General features: G+C 60.7%; 17 protein-coding genes. 7 read left to right on the top strand and 10 right to left on the bottom strand.

All coding sequences use genetic code 11. The features are described from left to right. Positions 1 to 176: 176 nt before the first annotated feature. From BMX92_RS28080 to BMX92_RS17535, 6 genes are all read right to left on the bottom strand, one after another. The gene (locus BMX92_RS28080) at positions 177 to 335 is read right to left on the bottom strand and encodes a transposase (RefSeq protein WP_256213486.1); all 159 of its coding nucleotides are present in this window, start codon (positions 333 to 335) and stop codon (positions 177 to 179) included. A 229-nt stretch (positions 336 to 564) separates the two neighbouring features. Further along, positions 565 to 1677, bottom strand: coding sequence for an alkene reductase (locus tag BMX92_RS17555; RefSeq protein WP_093018861.1), 1113 nt, complete (start codon positions 1675 to 1677; stop codon positions 565 to 567). Positions 1678 to 1740: 63 nt separating this feature from the next. Further along, positions 1741 to 2640, bottom strand: a complete 900-nt coding sequence (locus BMX92_RS17550) for an SDR family NAD(P)-dependent oxidoreductase (RefSeq protein WP_093018859.1) — start codon at positions 2638 to 2640, stop codon at positions 1741 to 1743. Positions 2641 to 2678: 38 nt separating this feature from the next. Then, complete coding sequence (locus BMX92_RS17545) at positions 2679 to 3770, bottom strand: Gfo/Idh/MocA family protein (protein WP_093018857.1); 1092 nt, start codon at positions 3768 to 3770, stop codon at positions 2679 to 2681. Positions 3771 to 3914: 144 nt separating this feature from the next. Next, positions 3915 to 4295: a limonene-1,2-epoxide hydrolase family protein gene (locus BMX92_RS17540; RefSeq protein WP_093018855.1), complete on the bottom strand. Its 381-nt coding sequence runs from the start codon at positions 4293 to 4295 to the stop codon at positions 3915 to 3917. Between the two features lie 31 nt (positions 4296 to 4326). Next, complete coding sequence (locus BMX92_RS17535; protein WP_256213485.1) at positions 4327 to 5109, bottom strand: enoyl-CoA hydratase-related protein; 783 nt, start codon at positions 5107 to 5109, stop codon at positions 4327 to 4329. 78 nt (positions 5110 to 5187) lie between these two features. On the opposite strand from BMX92_RS17535, the gene BMX92_RS17530 reads away from it, so the two are divergent. Further along, positions 5188 to 5880: a 2-oxo acid dehydrogenase subunit E2 gene (locus tag BMX92_RS17530; protein WP_093018853.1), complete on the top strand. Its 693-nt coding sequence runs from the start codon at positions 5188 to 5190 to the stop codon at positions 5878 to 5880. Between the two features lie 25 nt (positions 5881 to 5905). Here the strand turns inward: BMX92_RS17530 and BMX92_RS17525 are convergent, their stop codons facing one another. Next, on the bottom strand, positions 5906 to 6403 hold the full coding sequence (locus tag BMX92_RS17525; RefSeq protein WP_093018851.1) for a MarR family winged helix-turn-helix transcriptional regulator: 498 nt from the start codon (positions 6401 to 6403) through the stop codon (positions 5906 to 5908). A gap of 155 nt (positions 6404 to 6558) precedes the next feature. Here BMX92_RS17525 and BMX92_RS17520 point away from each other — a divergent pair, with 155 nt between their 5' ends. From BMX92_RS17520 to BMX92_RS17510, 3 genes are all read left to right on the top strand, one after another. Next, entirely contained in the window at positions 6559 to 7518 is a 960-nt protein-coding gene (locus tag BMX92_RS17520; protein WP_093018849.1) for a hypothetical protein, read from the top strand. A gap of 16 nt (positions 7519 to 7534) precedes the next feature. Beyond that, positions 7535 to 8401: a crotonase/enoyl-CoA hydratase family protein gene (locus BMX92_RS17515; protein ID WP_093018847.1), complete on the top strand. Its 867-nt coding sequence runs from the start codon at positions 7535 to 7537 to the stop codon at positions 8399 to 8401. A gap of 271 nt (positions 8402 to 8672) precedes the next feature. Next, on the top strand, positions 8673 to 11069 hold the full coding sequence (locus tag BMX92_RS17510) for a TonB-dependent receptor (RefSeq protein ID WP_177185123.1): 2397 nt from the start codon (positions 8673 to 8675) through the stop codon (positions 11067 to 11069). Positions 11070 to 11166: 97 nt separating this feature from the next. Here BMX92_RS17510 and BMX92_RS17505 read toward each other — a convergent pair whose 3' ends face one another. Next, positions 11167 to 12573, bottom strand: coding sequence for an aromatic ring-hydroxylating oxygenase subunit alpha (locus BMX92_RS17505; RefSeq protein ID WP_218145802.1), 1407 nt, complete (start codon positions 12571 to 12573; stop codon positions 11167 to 11169). Positions 12574 to 12728: 155 nt separating this feature from the next. Here BMX92_RS17505 and BMX92_RS17500 point away from each other — a divergent pair, with 155 nt between their 5' ends. From BMX92_RS17500 to BMX92_RS17495, 3 genes are read left to right on the top strand one after another with little or no spacing between them, the layout of a single operon-like run. Next, the gene (locus tag BMX92_RS17500; protein ID WP_093018841.1) at positions 12729 to 13724 is read left to right on the top strand and encodes a DUF7064 domain-containing protein; all 996 of its coding nucleotides are present in this window, start codon (positions 12729 to 12731) and stop codon (positions 13722 to 13724) included. Positions 13725 to 13744: 20 nt separating this feature from the next. Beyond that, positions 13745 to 14296: a hypothetical protein gene (locus tag BMX92_RS27425; RefSeq protein ID WP_177185121.1), complete on the top strand. Its 552-nt coding sequence runs from the start codon at positions 13745 to 13747 to the stop codon at positions 14294 to 14296. An 11-nt stretch (positions 14297 to 14307) separates the two neighbouring features. Then, positions 14308 to 14595 (top strand): DUF1330 domain-containing protein, encoded by a 288-nt coding sequence (locus BMX92_RS17495; RefSeq protein ID WP_177185120.1) that lies wholly within the window; start codon positions 14308 to 14310, stop codon positions 14593 to 14595. A gap of 2 nt (positions 14596 to 14597) precedes the next feature. Here BMX92_RS17495 and BMX92_RS17490 read toward each other — a convergent pair whose 3' ends face one another. Both BMX92_RS17490 and BMX92_RS17485 read right to left on the bottom strand, forming a co-directional pair. Next, positions 14598 to 15413 carry an enoyl-CoA hydratase/isomerase family protein gene (locus BMX92_RS17490; RefSeq protein WP_177185119.1) on the bottom strand — a complete coding sequence of 272 codons (816 nt, stop codon included), beginning with the start codon at positions 15411 to 15413 and terminating at the stop codon, positions 14598 to 14600. A gap of 50 nt (positions 15414 to 15463) precedes the next feature. After that, positions 15464 to 16480 carry an alpha-ketoacid dehydrogenase subunit beta gene (locus tag BMX92_RS17485; RefSeq protein ID WP_218145801.1) on the bottom strand — a complete coding sequence of 339 codons (1017 nt, stop codon included), beginning with the start codon at positions 16478 to 16480 and terminating at the stop codon, positions 15464 to 15466. Between the last annotated feature and the right edge of the window lie 9 nt (positions 16481 to 16489).

Below are 16489 nucleotides of genomic sequence, written 5' to 3'. Positions count from 1 at the left end.
TCGCCTATTATGACAACCATCGTCCGCATTCACGCCTTGCAGGGAAAACCCCAGGCGAGGCATATGGGCAAATCGGCGCTTCAAATCCTGGGGGGGGGGCATGCCCTCCAGGATTTGATCACCCAAATGGCGGCATCAACAACAACCAGGATGAGCTTAACTTAACCGCCAACCTGTCAAAGAAGGCGAGCCCACCTCACAAACATCGGTTCAGCATGGCTGGTGGCCTGACCTGCTTCCAACGCATAGCGCAGCTCCCGGCGCCACGTGTAGAGCAGCGACGTGCGAATGTCGTGCTGGCGGGAGAACTCGGCGATGTTCCCGCAACGCGCCATCTCCCCGACTATCGCCAGCTTCTGCTCCAGCGTCCAGATCCGTCGCCGACCTGCCATGCTGCCGAGCACCTCAGGGCGGCGGACAGGCTCCAGACTAACTACAGTGCGGGTGTCCAGTGCGCTCGTAAGGCTGTGGGCTTCCATACCGCCCAACGTCTGCCTCAATCACCACGCCGTGCAAGGTGGGTGGAAAACACCGCTTACGATTTTCAAAAATGAAGGTAGATGTTCAGCCGCCAGTTGCGACTGGATAGTCGGTGTAGCCTCGTTCATCGCCGACATAGGCATAGTCGAAATTGGGCTGCGCTAACTCTCGTCCGTCGCGGAAGCGGCTGACGAGATCGGGATTGGCGATATAAGGGCGGCCAAAGGAGATGGCTTCTGCCCGCCCAGCATCGATATAGTCGGCTGCTGTCTGGGCGTCGAAACTGCCATTCTGGATGATGGTGCCTGTAAAGACCGCTCGCAGATGATCCATGACGGGATAGTCGGGCTTTTCCATGAAGCCGGATGCGATGGGTTCGATCAGATGGATATAGGCCAGGCCATGTCGCTGCGCCAGGGCGCCGATCGCTTCGGTAAGGGCTGCCGGATTTGCATCCCCCATGCCTTTGCGCTCGCTGGTGGGGCTGATCCGCAGGCCGACGCGACCAGAGGCGACATGGGCGATGACCGCCTCAATGATTTCGCCGAGCAGACGTGTGCGGTTTTCAATACTGCCGCCGTAGCGATCCTGCCGCTGGTTGGTCTTGGACTGTAGAAACTGATCGATGATATAACCGTTTGCGCCATGGATTTCCGTACCGTCAAATCCGGCAGCTATCGCATTGGCCGCGGCCTTGCCATAGGCTGCGATCAACTGATCGATGTCGGCCTGCGTCATTTCGCGTGGCACAACATAGGGTTTCATGGGCAGGAAGCCGCCATCATAGGTACCCGTTGGTGGTGCCATCGTTTCGCCTTCACCCGCGATAGGAGAGGGGCCGATCGGCAAATCGCCATCAAGATAATCGGGCAGGACGAGCCGACCCATATGCCACAGCTGGCAATAGATGCGGCCGTTCGCCGCATGCACCCTGTCTGTCACGCCCCGCCATGCGGTGACCATGTCGTTCGACCAGATGCCGGGCGCGCGATACCAGCCCATGCCCAAGGGATCCACGGCGGTCGCTTCGGATATGATCAGTCCGGCATCGGCGCGTTGGGCATAATATTCGCCCTGCATGGGCGTCGGAATATTGTTCGCGTCGGCCCGCGCACGGGTGAGCGGCGCCATGACGATCCGATTAGGAACGGCCAAGCTGCCGATGGTCAGAGGCTGAAACAGCGCGTCGAGAGACATGGCGACTTTCTCTACTATCTAAACAGATGAAGGGAGAGGCATGCCTCTCCCTTCTATGGTCTTTTAGGGATCGAGCCATTCGCCCGGATTGATGCCGGCGTTGGAGCGAGCAAATTTGAGGATTTTCGCAATCCGTTCGCCCAGCACGGTGGGATCCTTGGAGGCTTCACAGCTTGGACCATGCTGCCAGCTTTCAGCAACGGTGATGCCATAGCCCCAGACTTCGAACACGCGGCCGCTGACCTGCGCGGATTCCGGGCTGGCGAGCCAGGCGATGAAGCCGGCGATCCATTCCGGATCACGCCGTTCCAACTGTTCGGGCGTCCATTCCCGCAGGCCAGCCGTCATACGGGTTTCGGCACGGGGCGCGATGGCATTCACGGTCACGCCGATACGCTGCAATTCGCGCGCGGCTACCTGGCTGAAGCTGGCGATGCCACCCTTGGCCGCCGCATAATTGGCCTGGCCGATATTGGCAAACAGGGCCGAATGCGAGGTCGTGTTGATGACGCGGGCGTCGGGCTGGCGCCCTGCCTTGCTTTCCGTGCGCCAATAGTTAGCAGCATGATGGGTCGGCGCGAAGGTGCCTTTGAGATGCACCTTGACGACGATGTCCCATTCTTCCTCGGTCATGTTGACCAGCATGCGATCGCGCAGGATGCCGGCATTGTTGATGAGGATGTCGAGCCGTCCAAAGGTGTCGACCGCCTGTGCCACCATGTCCTTGGCATTGGCCCAGTCGGACACGTCGCCGCCATTGACGATGGCTTCGCCGCCCTTGGCCTTGATCTCCTCCACGACTTCCTGCGCGGGGGTCAGGTCTGCGCCGCCACCTGATGCGTCGCCGCCCAGGTCGTTCACAACGACCTTCGCGCCATATTCGGCCAGTTTCAGCGCATAGGTGCGGCCCACGCCGCGACCGCCGCCGGTGACGATGGCGACTCTCCCTTCAAGCAGACTCATAATTTTCCCTCACTGTCATAATTGTTGGATGATGATGGTCAGAGCGAGACCCGATCGCCGCTGATCGCGGCGCGCTCGATCGCGTCGATCAGGCGATGGCGCCGCACGGCATCGGCGAAGGTGGGGCAATGGGACGTGCCGTCGCGCAGGTCGCTGGCGAGCAGGGCATAGGCCTGTGCGACATTCTCGGCGAAGGGGGGAATGTCGGCGGGCGTCCATTTACAGTCGGCCGGAACCGGCAGGGGTTGCAGTGACTTGTCCTCGCCCCGGCCACCTTGCAGGGTGATCGGAAACATCTGCGCATGGCCTGCATCGGCCGTGGCGACGATATCGCCTTCCGTACCGTTGATTTCCCAGCGGAAGTTGGTGCCACGGCAAAAGCCGCCGCGATAATGGACCGCCATGGTGGCACCGCTTTCCAGCACGCCCGTCACCAATATCTGATCTTCGGCGGTCATCGGCTTTTGCGAGCCATCCTCCACCAGCGTGAAATGATCGCGCCGATTGGCAAGCAGCGCCTGTAGCGAGGAAAATTCACCCAGACATTGCGCGACGGCGTCCATGGTGTGGCCGAAGGGGATTGTCAGTAGCGTGGCGCCATTGGCTTTGTCCGCCGTATAGGCATTGGGCTGGTCGATATACGCGCCCCAGTTCATGCCGGAACCGACGAGCGTGCTAGACAACACCTCACCGACATAGCCGTCGGCGACAAGATCGCGGACATAGCGCAGGGCCGGAGCGGAGCGGGCCTGTAACCCAACGGCGCCGACGACGCCCTTGTCCCGCGCCATCGCCGCCATGGCTTCCGCTTCGGCAAGCCCGTTGCCGAGTGGCCATTCGCAATAGACATGCTTGCCCGCCGCGATTGCTGCGCTGACCAGTTCCAGATGATGCGGTACCTTCACCGTGACCGCGACCAGATCGACGTCTGGATCGCTCACCAGCGCCTGGTGATTGTCATAGGCCTTGGCGATGCCGAATTCGGCGGCGGCGGCGGATGCGCTTTCCTGCCGCGTGGTGCTGAGCGCGCGAATTTCATAATCGGGCAGCGCCTGAAGAGCGGGAATATGCGCCAGCGCCGCCCAGCTTCTGCCGGGGGACACGCCAATAATCCCAACCCCGATGGCCATTTGCGTCCGCTCCATATAGTCCGTTATCGTTTCGTCAGTATGCGTACTATATGTTTATGAGCGATGCTGCAATGGAAGATGTTTGGAAGGCGGCGGATTTCCCGTTTCGGTGTCGCGTAGTAAGCGCTGGGGAAACGGTAATGGCTAGCTGATGGTAGCCATTTCAGCCTGGAACCGGGCGGAATCGAAATAGTCGCGCCAATGGATGATCAGGCCGTCCTGCCATTCGAATATGCCCATGACGGGCATTTCAATCCAGCGGTCGGCGATCAGGAAACGGTCGACCCGTTCCGTCATCACCATGCCGTCCCGATTTTCCGCCGCGTGCAGCAATTGCCAGTCGATCGCCGCGGCGCCCGCCAGAAAGCTGGTCAGCCCTTCCCGGATGGCATCATGGCCCTGCAACGGCGCCCACGGCATATTATGGTAGATGCAATGGGGCGCCATCATGGCAAGAATCGCTTCCAGATCGATCCTGCTCCACAGGGCGATGAAATCCTTTGTGCGGTCGAGATTGGAGGTCATGTACCGATGCTCCTGAAACTGTGATGGTGGTTTACCGACCGGTCCAGAGGGGGGGGCGGCGTTCGACGAAGGCGCGCTTGCCCTCGATCGCGTCTTCGCTGGCCATTACCGCGTCGGACGAAGGGAAGTTGCCCATGTCGAGCGCGCGGGCGAGCGGCATGTCGAAAGAGGCATAGGCAACCTGTCGCGCACATCGCAGCGCCAGCGGGGCGCAGGCGGCGATCTGGTCTGCCCATCGCCGTGCGGTCGAGAGCAAATCCCCGGCAGCTACCATTTCGCTAGCCAGGCCGATGGCCAGCGCCTCGGCGGCATCCACGGTGCGGCCGGTCAGGATGATATCCATGGCACGCTTCATGCCAATGGCGCGCGGGAGGCGTTGGACCCCGCCACCCACTGCTGCCCAGCCGACTTTCGGTTCCGGCAGGGCAAAGCTGGCCTGATCGGATGCGATGATGATGTCGCAGGCAAGCGCCAGTTCGAATCCGCCGCCAAGCGCCATTCCGTTTACGGCCGCGATGACGGGCAGGGGATAGTCGGTGCGCATGTTGAAGCCGGCAAAGCCTGTGGAGGGCAGCGCCATGATGCCGGTTTCCAGATTATCCTTGAGATCATAGCCGGCGCAAAAGGCGCGGTCCCCCGATCCCGTGATGATCACGGCGCGCAGGCCCTCCATAGTGGCGAGTCGATCGAAGAGATCGGACAATTCTTCATGGGCTGCAGGGTGAAGGGCGTTCATGCGTGCCGGACGATCGATCGTCACGGTCGCGATCGCCCGGTCTATCACGATCCTGCTGAACGTCCCGTCTTGCATCATTCTCTCCTGCTGGATGTGAGTTGATAATCATCAATATAGTATATATGCAAATCATATTCAGAATGAGGGAGAGGCACTTTGGCGGTCACCGACATTGTCAAATTGGCGGGTATGCGCGGGATCATCGCGCAGAAGATGGCGGAAAGCCTGGAGAAAACCGCGCAACTGAGTTTCTTCTGCGACATAGACGTCACTGCCCTGACCGCCGCGCGCGAGGCATGGAAGGCGGCCGGCGTGAAGATCGGTTATGAGGATCTGATTGCCAAGGCGATTGCCGGCGTCATGGCCGACTTTCCGGCTTTCAATGGCGTGGAGACGCCGGCGGGCGTTGAGTTGCATGATGAAGTGCATGTGGGATGCGCCATTGCCCTGCCGGGTGCGCTGGTCGCACCGGCGATCAGCAACGTGGCGCAACTGTCGCTGCCTGAAATTGCGACGATCCGGCAGGATCTGGTGGCAAGAGCACGACTGGGCAAGCTGACGATTGCGGAACTGACCGGGGCCACGGTGACGATCACCAATCTGGGCCTCACACGGGTCGAGCATTTCACGCCGATCCTGACCTACCCACAGCAGGCGATTGTCGGACTTGGCCGGATCGCCGCCAAGCCATGGGTCGATGCGGATGGGCAGACGATCGTCGTGCGTCCGGTGATGGGATTGTCGCTGACCGTCGACCATCGAACCATTGATGGTGGCCCGGCAGGCGATTTCCTGGGCGCTTTGGCAACGGCGCTGGAAAGCGCGGCTGGTCTGGGACCGGTGGCATGACCCGCCGCGACCGGATGACCCGTCGTCAGTCGCTTTGCAGCATGTCGCGGATGTTGGCCTTCACCTGCGCCAGCGTCTCCTCGGTGATGCGCTGATGTTCCGGGGACACGCCGGCCAGGATCGACTTGTTGAGCTTGCTCCCGGCCTTCTGCATCTCGGCAATGACTTCATAGCCCTGGTCGGTGATGAAGACGCGGCGCGCGCGCCGATCTTCGGCGTCGAGCCGGCGTTCGACATAGCCGGCAGCCTCCAGCCTGTCGATCAGGCCGCCAATCGTCACCTTGCCGACATCCATGTGACGCGAAATGTCGACCTGCATCATGCCATCGGCGCCGACGCGGGACAGGGTGGCAAGCACCGACCATTGCGATCGGGTCACGCCGCGCGACCGCATCACATCATCGAACAATGTGCGGCGCATGCGTGACACGTCATGGACCAGAAAGCCAAAGCGGAACGGTTTTACCACCGGCCGGGCTGCGGACTTGGTTTCCTTGGCTGGGCTGGCCGGTTTCTTGGGCATCGACGTCCTTGGTTCATGCAGAAGTAGATCGGTACAACCTAACGCACAGATCGGGAAACTGCCAATAGCGCCGTCCCTTTCGATTGCAAAATTATAATATGCTATCGCACCATATGGTGCGGTCTATCGACAGAATTTAGATATTGGAGAGAGATATGCTGCTGCACGAGGATTATCCCCACAGCGTTCCCACCCGCGCCTGGCTGCGCTGGAAGGAGAATTACTTCTGGGTCTTCATGGACCCGGATCGGGACATTTGCTGTCTGGCCCATTGCACCGCCGAGCCGACCTATGACCGCGCTTTTGCGTCCTTCACCGTGCTGCACAAGGGGCAGAAGATCATCAATGGCAAGGAAGTGCCGATGCCTTCGCCCTTCGAGCATGCCAAGACGCTGCATTATGGTGACCTGACGATCGATTTCGTGAAGCCGCAGGCCGAATTCGTGGTGGAATATGAAGATGAGGCGGTTGCGGCGAAGCTGGTGTTCACGCGGCGCATGCATCTGTTCGATTTTCAGGCCTGCGCGGACGTCAATCCCGACTGGTTTTCGATTTCCGAAAATACCGCGTTCGAACGCAACAGCTTCCGCCATCAGGGCCAGTGCATGAACGCCACGGGTAATGTCACCTTCAAGTCGGGGGATTTTGCCGGTACGTCGATCGACGTCGATGGATCGGGCTATCGCGACCATAGCTGGGGCATGCGCAACGACCAGATGACGCTGGACCATAATTGGTCCTTCTTCAATTTCCCGTCGATGGGCTTTCACCTGATGCGGGTGCGCAATGTCATCCGGCCTGAAAGCCGCACGGCGGAAGGCTATATCGCTCTGCCCGAAGGCAATGAGGTGATGAAGGCACTGGAGATCGAGACGGTCGGCGAAGGACCGGAGGGCATGCCGGACAAGGTCATCTATCGCGCGACGACATTGAGCGGTAAAGCCTATACGCTGGTCGCTGATGTCGGGAATGCCTTTGCCCGGCTGCCGCTTCATTCGCAAAAGCCTGGCTCCAAAGTCTATCTGAATGTCGAGAATATGTGCCGGGTCTATTGTGAGGAAACCGGCGAGCAAGGGCTGGCCAATGTCGAGATCGGCGCCCTGAAGGACGTCTGAGACGGGAGCAGCGGCCATGACCGATCCCGAACATTTCCGGTTCGACGTCGCCGATGGCGTCGCGATCATCACTATCGATCGAGCGGATAGGCTCAATGCCTTTACCCGGCCGATGGCGAAGCATCTGGTCGCATTGTTCGACCGGGTCGACCGGGACGATGCAGTGCGCGCGGTGATCCTGACCGGGGAGGGGCGCGCCTTTTGTGCGGGTGCAGACCTGTCGCCGGGGCAATCCTCGCTCTCATCGGCTGCACCGAATGATCCGGTCGACTGGTCGGACCCAGCCACCCGCGACTTTGGTGGCCTCATCACGCTGCGTATCTATGACTGTCTGAAGCCGGTGATCGTCGCCTTCAACGGATCGGCTGCGGGCATGGGCGTGACCATGGCGCTGGCCGCCGATTTCCGGCTGGCGTCGGAGGAGGCGAAGTTCGCGCTGCCCTTCGTGCGGCGGGGGATCGTGCCGGAGTCGGCGTCGAGCTGGTTCCTGCCACGGATCGTGGGCATAGCCCAGGCGCTGGAATGGACGTTGACCGGCGCGACATTCCCGGCGCAGGAGGCTTTGCGGGCGGGACTGGTCCGGTCGCTCCATCCGCCCGAAGGGGTGCTGCCCGCCGCTCTGGCTCTGGCGCAGCAGATCGCCACCCACAGCGCACCGGTGTCGGTGGCGCTGACCCGACAGATGCTCTGGCGGTCACTGGGCATGGCGCATCCGATGGAGGCACACCGGATCGAAAGTCGCGGTATTCATGCGCGCGCGCGCGCAGCCGATGTGCGGGAAGGGGTGGCGAGCTTTCTGGAGAAACGCGCACCGACATTTCCGGACCGCGTCATGGAAGATATGCCGTCCTTTTTCCCTTGGTGGGATGAAGCCGTTTATTGATCTGCAAATTTAGAGAAGCGACGCGCAGGATGCATTGCGTTACGCCAAAATAAGCGTATAGTTTGCGAGCATACGGATTGTATCCATATCAAATGGACGCGAATCAAATCCGAGCGGAATATGGGAGGATGTCTGGCGCCGTAGAAGGGCGAGCCAACCCTGTTGACCATAAGAAAAAGCTGCACCGCACGTCGGTAGCAGATGTTGCTGCATATAAAAGGCGCCGCAGAAAAAGGCGCATCTGCAACAATCATAATGAGGGAGGATGTCCATGTCTGGATCCGTTCGTGATCTTTGCATCAATGGTGCGCGCAAGGCTGCGCTGCTTGCTTCCGTTGCGACCTTTGTCGGCCTGACCGGCACAGTGGCCCATGCGCAGGAAGCGCAATCAGAAAATTACCAGCTTCAGGATATTGTCGTGACCGCGCAGAAGCGGTCGCAAAATGTGCAGGATACGCCTTTGTCGGTCACGGCTGTCAGCGGTGAGGCGCTGGTGTCGCAGGGTATTACCAGTGTTCAGGAATTGAACCGCATCGATCCCGCGCTCCAGATTGGGCAGGCGACCGGCACGGTGACGACCTTCATTCGCGGCATCGGCAATCCGGTGACGACCGCCGGTAACGAAGCGAGCGTGCCCGTCTATATCGACGATGTCTATTTCATCCGCGCTGGCTTTCCCTTCTTCGATCTTGCCAGCGTCGATCGCGTGGAAGTTCTGAAGGGACCACAGGGCACCTTGTTCGGCCGCAACGCATCAGGCGGCGTCATTTCGATCTATACCAAGGACCCGAGCCAGGACGCGGAATTGGAAGCCCGGATGGGCTATTCCAATTATGAGACGATGGACCTGAAATTCTATGGCAACATGCCGATCACCGATCGGCTGGCCGCGAATTTCTCCATGAGCTGGCATAATCAGGATCAGGGCTGGGGCCGCAACAAGAAGCTGGTCGATCAACTGGATACGTCCAAAGGCTATAAGGACGGCGGGGACGATTATTGGAAGGGCCATAGCATCAGCCTGCGCGGCAAGGTACTGTGGGAGCCGGCCGATACGACCGCGGTCAAGCTGATCGGCTATTATCAGAGCAGCTGGAGCCAGATCGGCATCTATTCCCGTCCCTTCCCCGGCACGGTCGGCGGATCGCCCGATCCGTCGCATAATGGCGCGGGGCCGATCCCGGAGGCGCCGGTGCCGTCGCAGGTGCTGCCCGCACTTGGCTTCTACGATGTGTCGCTGGCGGAGGAGCAATATGACGAGTCCGAGGGCTGGGGCGTATCCGCGCGGATCGACCAGGAATTGGGCTTTGCCGATTTCGTCAGCATCACCGCCTATCGCCACAATAAGGAACTCTATCATTCGTCTGGTAACTATTCGGACTATGACTGGCTGGTCTATGACCTGAATATCGTCGACAAACAGCTGTCGCAGGAATTTCAGCTGAAATCGGCGGCTGGCAGCAAGGTCAACTGGATCCTTGGCGCCTATTATCTCAATGCCGATGGCGGGTTCGATCCGACTTATATCGGCGGCCCCGGACAGAACGCCAATGGCATTGACGTCATCAAGATCGTCGGGCGGCAGAAGGTCAAATCCTATGCCGGTTTCGGGCAGGTCACGGTGCCGCTGGGCGAGATGACCAATGTCACCGGCGGTCTGCGCTACACCGTCGATAAGGTGCGCGGCACGGGTTATACTGACGTCACCTTCTTCCCCGGCGTCTTCGGTCCCGATCCGTTCGTGCTACGGGCGCAGCAGTTCGATGCGCATAATGATTTCGGCAATCCGAACGGCATCACTATCGTCGATGGCGACAATCCATCTGCGTCCAAGACGTTCAAGAAATGGACCTACAAGATTTCCGGCGATCACAAGTTCAATGAGGATGTGATGGCCTATGCCTCCTATAGCCGGGGCTATAAGGCGGGGACGTTCAATACTCTGCCGCTCGACACCAAGTCGCTCAATCCGGAAATCGTCGATGCCTATGAAATCGGCCTGAAGACCGAATTGTTCGACCGTAAGGTGCGCTTCAACACGGCGCTGTTCTGGAACGACATCAGCAATCCGCAGATTCAGGCGCAGCGCAATGGTCTGGTGTTCCTGGCCAATGCCGGATCGGCGCGGACCAAGGGTGCTGAGTTCGATCTGACGACGGTAGTGGCGCAGGGGTTGACCTTGCGGCTGGCCGGCACCTATCTGGACGCGAAGTTCCGCAATTTCGGCGATGTCGATGGCAATGGCACGCTCGATTGCGCGTCCTATGTCTATTCGCCGACCGCGCCGGGCAATCTCGACCAGATCAGCATCAATTGCAGCGGCAACCGCATGCCTTATGCGTCGAAATGGAAGTTCAGCGGCGGCGCCAGCTATGTTCGTGAGATTGAGGGCGCGGGCGAGATGACGCTCGACCTGACCGGCAACTGGTCGAGCAGCTTCAACTGGGATGCCGACAATCTGATCAAGGAGCCGTCGCGCTTCCTGCTGGACGGCGGGGTATCCTTCACGCCGGAAAGCTGGGAGCATGTCACCATGCGCTTCTGGATGAAGAACATCACCGGCAAGAAATATAATATCAATTATTATGCGCAGGCATCGGGATCGGCCTTTGCCAGCGCGCCGGGTGCGCCGCGCACCTATGGCGGGGAACTGGTCTTCAAATTCTGAATCGACCAATGTTCAAAAAGAGAGGCGGCCGGGACAACCCCGGCCGCCTCTCTTTTTGTCAGGGGAAGGAGGGGCGCTCCTTCCCCGCGTCTTTTGATCAGCGCGCCAGATCGCGGTCGATCAGTTCGTGCCAAGCCTGGATCATGCCCTCCTGATAAGCGCCAAGGCGTGAATAGGGGGCAGCGGGATTGGCTGCCTTCAGCCCCTGCTGGACCAGCGGCAGGTTGCTCATATCCTGATCGAAGATCATCGCGAGGAAACCATAAGCCGGCGCCTTTTCCGCAATGCTTTCGTCCGCGCCGATCTCGATCGGTTCGGCCGCCGGCGGCCGAGGCTCACCCTCGCGCCAGGGCATCAGCAGGCGGACATCGAAATAGCAGAGGTTCGGGTCGGTTTCGTGCGGCAGGAACTGGTAGACGAAGGGCACCGATTCCGACAGCCACAGGGTAAAGTGCGGATAGAGGAAATAGAGCGAGCTATCGATCATCACCGCGTCGCTTTCGGTGATCGGGCGGTCATAGCTTTGTTCATAGCTTTGCCGCAGCCAGTCGCCCAGTTGCGCGCGCACATCCTTGGCCGGATCGATGTCGGGCAGGGTGGCGTCTGGATAATGCCACATCTGCTGCACCTGCGCCGCCACCATCGCGGCGGCATGCGCCGTTGCCGAGGAATCCGCATGCATGCTGGGTACGGCCGACGGCACCGCTTCGCGCCCTACCGCACCCAGCGGCGTGGTGAAAATGTCATATTGCGACTGGCTGTCGCCGGTGAAGGGCACGCCTTCCGGGTGCGTGGCGTAGAGATGATAGGATTCCTGAAAGGCTTCCTGTGTGATTTTCCAGTTGGCGCGGACGAGTTTGCGAAAGCGTGCCTTGGTATAGCGATTTTCTGGTGCGAAGGCGGCGAAATGATCCGGCATCGGTCCCAGCGCGTCCAGCAGCGGCGGCGCATCCTTGTCGGCATTGATAAACAGGAAGCCGCCCCAGCGTTCCAGCCTTACTTCGGGCAGGGAAGCGTTGAGCCGGGTGAGGTCGGGGAAATCCCAATGGCTGGGGATGCGTTTCAGCCGCCCGTCCACATTCCATTCCCAGGCATGATAGGGACAACGGATCGTTTCCGCCTGTTCCTTCTTCGCGCATAACTTGGTCCCGCGATGCAGGCAGCTATTATAGAAAGCCTTGAAGCTGTCCGTATCCGACCGCACGATGAAATAGCTGTTGGGGCCGATCGTCAGTGGCACCCGATCGCCGACCTGTGGAATATCCTCGTCGCGGCAGGCGAACAGCCATTGGCGGTTCCAGATCTTGTCCAGTTCCTGCTGGAAAAAGGCAGGGTCATGATAGCGCGCATAATCGATCTGCCGATTGTTCGGCTGATGGTCGCCGCGTGCCTGCATCGCCGCATTAGGGCCGCGACTGTCCCGGCTCCACAATTCGCTCAGCAAGGGGCGTTCCTTACTGCCATAGCCCTTCACCACATCCCGTTCGGCAATGACTGCCATCATCCGTCTCCCTTGGCTGCGGGTTCGCATTTCCAATATGGTATGCTACCATACAAAATGCCGGCCGGTCCAGCCTGCAATAAATTATGCTAGCATATGGTGCGTAAGCATCCTAATGCTCGGACAAAGGCCGATGACGGCGCAAATGGAGAGGCTTGATGTCCGATACCGACTGGAACAGCAATCTGGGCGGAGGCTTTGGATCGCATGTCCCGCAGGACGAATATTATCATGGCGTGGGCGATCCGGTCGATACGCTGACCGAGACATGGTACTGGAATTTCCATGTGCCCGAAGCGGCGATCAACTGCTTCGCCTATTGCTGGGTGCACCCCACGCTGGGGACGGTGAGTTCCGGCCTGATGATCTTCAAGGGCATCAAGCAGAGCCATCTGGCCTGCGAGCTATTCGATTACCGCGACTATATGGCGATGACCGTGGTCGGCGATGGCAGCGATATCCAGTTGCCCAACAGCATGCGGGTGCAGGCGATCAAGCCGCTGGAGCATGTGCGTCTGACCTTTGACGATCCGGTGCGTGAGACAAGCGTCGATGTGGACCTGCGCGCGATCGGCGTGCCGATCATGCGGGCCAATAACAAACATTTCGAACAGGTGATGCATGTCACCGGCGATCTGGTCCTGCGCGGCGAGCGCTACAAGGTCGATTGCCATGCCGTGCGCGATCGCAGCTGGGGCGAGGCGCGACCGGAAAATCACAATCCCGCGCCGCCCTATACCTGGGTGACGGGTGCCTTCGGCGAGGACTTCGCCTTCAATGTCGGATCGCATGACGACCCGGATCGCAACCCCGAATGGAAGGGCATCATGCCGGTGCCCACGCGCATCTTCAACGATGGTTGGGTCGTGGTGAAAGGGGAACAGCGCCGCATCCGCAATTCCTCGAAGATTACGACCCGCACCCCTGATCAGTTCGGTCCGATCACCCATGATTACAGCTTTGAGGATGACCGGGGCGACACCTATCATATTCGCGGCAAGCTGGTGGCGCAAACCATCTGGGGTGGCTGGTCCAACATTACCTGCCATATCGGCCTGGTCGAATGGGATTGGGACGGGCGCACCGGCTATGGCGAAAGCCAGGAAGTCCAGTGGAACGACTATGTCTACAAGATGAGCCAGCAGAAGCGCTGAGCCAAACGGGGGAGGAAGGCATGAAAGGCGCGCGGATCATCGCCTGGGTCGTGATTGCGATCATGGGCGTCAACATGGCTAACGTCGCAATCAACAGCGGCATGGATCATGGCGTGGGCTTCGACACCTTCCTCGCCGGATCGGGCGACCCATGGCAGTTGTTCATCAACAATGATCTGGTGACGGGCCTGTTCTTCATGGTCGGTTGGCTGATCTTCCGCGAACGGGGCGGGCGTCTGGCCGACCGGATTGCCTGGGTGTGGATGATCCTGTGGTGGGGCAATATCGTCGTGGCCGCCTATGTATTGCTGGCGCTGTGGCAGGCGTGTGGGGACGACAGGCGCTTCTTCATGGGGCGTCGGGAAGGGCGATTGCCGGGGCTGCGGATCGGTGGCGTCGTCCGCGTGGTCAGCGGTGTGACGGCGGCGCTGGTCGCGCTCTGGACATGTGCGGAAATCGTGAAGGTCGGCTTCGCGCCGATCGCAATCTTCGGCTTGGTCATGGGCTTCGCGCCCGTCATCCTGTCGTTTCTGCTCATCGCCTGGCCCTCGAGACCGGCTGCGGCAGCTTGAAGGAAAACGTCATGACTGTCTATCTCGTTGTCGAACTTACCTATCTGGATGAGGGCTGGCGGGCCGACTATGGGCGCGCGGTGCCGCCGATGGTGGCGGCTGCAGGAGGGCGCTATCTGGCGGCCGGCGCGCCGGACGTGCTGGAGGGGGAGGGGGCAGTGCCGGATCGGGTCGTGATCTTCGACTTCCCCTCGGCCCAGGCGCTCAAGGGCTTTCTCGCCAGTCCGGAATATCAGCCTTATGCGCAAAGCCGGCAGGCGGGTGCGACGACGCGCATGTACCTGATCGACGCGCTTTAGCGTTAGCGCGTCGAGGGGAAGATGGCGCTGCGCTTTTCAAGGAAAGCGCGCACGCCCTCATCGAAATCAGGATCGCCAACGCAGGCGACGATACCATCGGTTTCCGCGTCCAATATCTGCGCCAGCGACTGTTTGGGCGCGTCATTGACCAGCTTCTTGGCGCGGGTGATCGCCAGTTGCGGTGCGCGGGCGAGACGGGTCGCCATCTTCATCGCTTCTTCCTCCAGCGCATCCGCCGCGACGATCCGATGCAACATGCCCAGCCGTAATGCCTCCTGCGCGTCGACCTTGGCCGCCGTCAGCAGCAGCATGCGCGCCATGCGTGTGCCGACCACCTGCGGCAGAACGGCGGTGACGCCGCCATCGGGCGATAGGCCGACCTTCTGGTGCGCGAAGACGAAGGTCGCGCTGTCGTCACCGATCGCATAGTCGGCGACCAGCGGGTAGAAGAGGCCCGCGCCAGCCGCTGCGCCGCGCACCGACGTCACGATCGGCCGGTCGAAGGCGGCGATCGCCTCCACCAAACCGCGCGCCAGCGGCAGGCGACGGGCAAAATCGGCCTGCCGTGTCGCCACGTCCTGCTCGATCGACTGGGCGAAGCCAGCGACATCGCCGCCGGCGGAAAAAATCTTGCCTTCACCGCGCACCCACATGCAGCGCACTGACGGATCGGCTTGCGCGGCGTGGAACAACTGGGTCAGACCGGGCACGGCCGTCTTGGGAATTGCGTTGCCAAATTGCGGCCGGTTGAAGGACAGGCGCAGTACGCCGTCGGTCAATTCGACCAGATAGCTGTCATCTTCTGCTGAAGCGATCATGCAGATGCCCTTGAAAGGGAGGGGCCGCCACCACGGCGACCCCATGATGGTCAGGCGAGCGCTGCCTTGATGGCGGCGGCGATCGTGTCCGGCTGGGGCGCGAAGGCGGTTTCCAGCGGCTTGGAGAAAGGCACCGAGCTGAAGGCCGCGCCGACCCGCTCGACCGGACGCTTGAGCGTGCCCCAAAGCTCTTCGGTGATGACCGACGCGATTTCCGCGCCGATGCCGAACTGCTTCACGGCTTCATGGACGACCACCGCCCGCCCGGTCTTGCGCACCGACGCGAGCACCGTTTCCTTGTCCCATGGCGAAATGGTGCGCAGGTCGATCACCTCCACCGACACGCCTTCGCCGGACAGCTTTTCCGCCACGGCCAGGCTGTGCGTCACCATCAGCGAATGGGCGATGACGGTGACGTCGCTACCTTCGCGCGCGATCCGTGCCTTGCCGATCGGGATGATCTGCTTCGTCACCGGCGCAGGCGTCCAGTAGCTGGGCAGGTTTTCGATGAACAGCACCGGATCGGGATCATCGATCGCCGCCCGCATCAGGCCATAGGCATCGTCCGGGTTGGACGGGGCGACCACCTTGATGCCGGGGGCATGGGCGAACCAGGCCTCCCAATAGTCGCTATGCTGGCCGCCGGTGGAGAAGCCCGCGCCGGTCATGGTGCGGATCACCATCGGCACGCCGGTCTGCCCGCCCGACATGAAGCGCAGCTTGGCGGCATGGTTGATGATCATGTCCATCGCCACGGTGACGAAGTTCATCAGCATGATTTCGGCGACGGGCTTGTAACCGCCGACTGCCGCGCCAATGGCTGCGCCGATGATCGCCTGCTCCGAAATCGGCGTCGATTTGACGCGATCTTCGCCGAATTTGGTGGACAGGCCCTTGGTCACGCCCATGACGCCGCCTTCCTGCGGGTCGGCGACTTCCTCGCCCAGCACGAGTACCTTGGCGTCGGCCTCCATCGCATCATGCAGCGCCAGGTTGATGGCTTCGACGGCGGTCATTTTCCTGACCTGATTGTCGGCCGGGGCGGTTGTGGTGGTGGTATCGGTCATGACGATCCT

The sequence above is a fragment of the Sphingobium sp. YR768 genome, from assembly GCF_900111125.1.
GTDB lineage: Bacteria > Pseudomonadota > Alphaproteobacteria > Sphingomonadales > Sphingomonadaceae > Sphingobium.
Note: the sequence above shows the minus strand (reverse complement) of the source record. Positions and strands in the feature narration are given on the sequence as shown.